Consider the following 2,566-nt stretch of genomic DNA (forward strand, 5'->3'; position numbering starts at 1 on the left):
TCGGGATACCCGAGCCGAGATCGATGAACTGCCGGATACCGGCCTCGGCGGCCATCTGGACCGCCTTGAGCATGAAGCTGCGCGCGAACCACGCCACCGTCTTGATTTCCGGTGCGCGAGAGAGCATTTCGTTGCCCATGTCTTGGTCTACCTCGCGGTAGTCCTTCCCTCCCAGGAGGTAGTCCCAGACCCGGGCTGAGTTCAACTCCCCCGGATCGAACGGCTGCGGAGTACGTGGCAGCTCCGCCAATTCTTCCCGAGCGTTCATACAACACCCCTACTGTCGGACACGGTTGTTTACGGGATCGTCGGCCAGCGACGGCCTTCTCTCCTGCCTGTGTTCCGGGCGCAGAGGATGACGACAGCCGACCCACTTCTGGGATCCGGAACCTCACGGTAGGAATGTCTCCGGGACGTCTGAACTGCGCCGGGGACGTTTTCAGGAACGTTTCAAACGTCCCTCACGTCCCGTAGGATCGCTGAAATGAATCAGCGCCTACAGGCGGCGATGCTGAGGGCAGGACTGGGTTCCGGCGAGCTGGCCGCTGCGGTCGGCGTGGACGCAAAGACCGTGAACCGGTGGCTGGCCGGGCGGATACCGCACCGCAGCACCAGGGTCCGGATAGCTGAGCTGCTTCACGAGACCGAGGAGACGTTGTGGCCACCCGCAAGGCCGGACCTGCAGGCCGGGGCACCGGCTACCGCCGAGGTCATAGCGGCGTACGCGCACCGGGCTGAGATCCCCAACGATCTATGGACGTCGTTGGTGCACAAAGCCACTGAACGGATCGACATCATGGGGTACGCGTATCCGTTCGTATTCGAACTCTTGCCTACGGCATCCAAGGTCATCGCTGCCAAATGCCGTGCCGGATGCGTAGTTCGGCTCGGGTTCGCCGACCCAGACTGCGATCACGTGATCGAGCGCGACACTCTCGAGCAGATGGGCGGCACACTGCCCGGCCGGATCCGCAACGCACTATCGATGCTCGGCCCGCTAGGCGACACCCCCGGCTGCTCCATCGGCCTGCACACGAGCCATCTTTACAATTCGGTATTCCGCTTCGACGACCAGATGATCGTCACCCCCTACCTGTTCCGCGCAAGGGGCTACCAGCACACCGCGCTGCACCTGCGAAGGTTGTCCCCGTACGGGATCTTCGAATCCTTCGCCGACCAATTCGAGCAGATCTGGGGCACGGTAACCCCGTACTCGACAACTCAAGGATTCGCCAATGGGCTCACGGCGTGACTACTACCGAGATCCGAACGCACCCACAGCCAACAGCCTGGTCCCGGGCGGCTCGGCGCTGGTCACCGACGACAACGGCGCCATCCTGATGCAGCGCCGCGGAGACTCCGGAAACTGGTCGCTGCCTGGGGGAACCATGGAGATCGGCGAAACCCTCGAGCAATGCGTCATCCGCGAGACCCGCGAGGAGACCGGGCTCGACATCGAAATCACCGGGCTCCTCGGCATCTACACCGATCCCGAGCATGTCATCGAGTACTCCGACGGCGAAGTACGCCAAGAATTCGCCATCACCTACTACGGTCAAGTCATCGGTGGCCAGATCGAGGTCAGCGACGAATCAACCGCAGTACGGTTCATAAGGCTCGCCGAACTGGCCGACCTGCCGGTGCACGAGACGGTCCGATTGCGCCTCCAGCATCACAGCGAGCAACGCAACCAGCCCTACCTCGGCTAGTGCCGATGCCACGCACGCGCTTCTGCCGCCTTCGCACTCCCTGCGTGGGAAGGAACTCCCATACTGATCGACCTGGCGAGGGCGTGCCTTAAGCGTTGCTACCTTGCCGCTGAACGTCATCAGCCATCAGGCGAGATCTGTAGGTTGCTGGCTGATGACGCGGCCATCAATCGGCCGGAAACATGGTCAACAGCTTCTGCTCCGAGGCTTCCATCTGCGCGGCCTCGCTGATGATCCGGCTGACTGTTGACCGGCTGCGGTTCGTCTCCTCGGCGATCTGGGTAGGGCTCCAGCCATCGAGATGGTGGCGGGTGAGGATCTGCACGACCAGGTCGGGGTCTCGTCGTCGCCCGGGGTCGCGTGCACACATTCGGGTCGCCAGATCGGCGAACTGCTCGGGCCGGGCCGCGAGAGCCGGGATCGTGCGCACGGCATCGCATTCGCGGAGGGGCCGCACGGTGGGGTCGTCGTCGCTCGGTGTTGTGCTCGCTGGGTTCTCGCCTCGTGGTGGTCGTCGGAGGTCGTCGTCGGCACGGCCACCGGAACGATTCGCGGTGTGGGCCAGTGCCAGCAGCGCGATGGTGGACTGCGCCATGGACCCCTCGACGATCAGCGGCCACAGCCATGCCTCGCCCGCGGGAATACCGGCCAGCAATGCAAGGGAGCGCAATGCGGTGAACGACAGCCAGAACGCTCCTGCCGCGATCAGCGCGGTCATCGCCGCGGCCATGAAATGGATGCCCCGGGCGTGCGCATGCGTGCTCAACAGTATGGAGACGCCGTGCACGGCGGCCAGCAGTGCCAGTGGTGGGACGACGGCGACGGTCGCGGCGATCGCGGGCGCTGCGGTCGTGTGC

General features: G+C 64.3%; 4 protein-coding genes. 2 read left to right on the plus strand and 2 right to left on the minus strand.

Features of this window, described 5'->3' with window-relative positions:
- Positions 1–268, minus strand: a 268-nt coding sequence (locus tag NBRGI_RS41750) for an SAM-dependent methyltransferase (protein WP_029903646.1), incomplete at its 3' end; no start/stop codon positions are given.
- Positions 269–484: 216 nt separating this feature from the next.
- Here NBRGI_RS41750 and NBRGI_RS41755 point away from each other — a divergent pair.
- The gene (locus tag NBRGI_RS41755) at positions 485–1,252 is read left to right on the plus strand and encodes a helix-turn-helix transcriptional regulator (RefSeq protein WP_029903648.1); all 768 of its coding nucleotides are present in this window, start codon (positions 485–487) and stop codon (positions 1,250–1,252) included.
- A complete protein-coding gene (locus NBRGI_RS41760; RefSeq protein WP_029903651.1) occupies positions 1,236–1,709 on the plus strand; it encodes an NUDIX domain-containing protein in 474 nt (157 codons plus the stop codon). The genes NBRGI_RS41755 and NBRGI_RS41760 overlap by 17 nt, the downstream gene beginning before the upstream one ends.
- A gap of 166 nt (positions 1,710–1,875) precedes the next feature.
- On the opposite strand, the gene NBRGI_RS45780 is transcribed toward NBRGI_RS41760, so the two are convergent.
- The coding region (locus NBRGI_RS45780) for a DUF2637 domain-containing protein (protein WP_051728440.1) at positions 1,876–2,566 on the minus strand (691 nt) is incomplete at its 5' end.

The sequence above is a fragment of the Nocardia brasiliensis IFM 10847 genome, from assembly GCF_000710915.1.
In the GTDB taxonomy this organism is placed as follows: domain Bacteria; phylum Actinomycetota; class Actinomycetes; order Mycobacteriales; family Mycobacteriaceae; genus Nocardia; species Nocardia brasiliensis_A.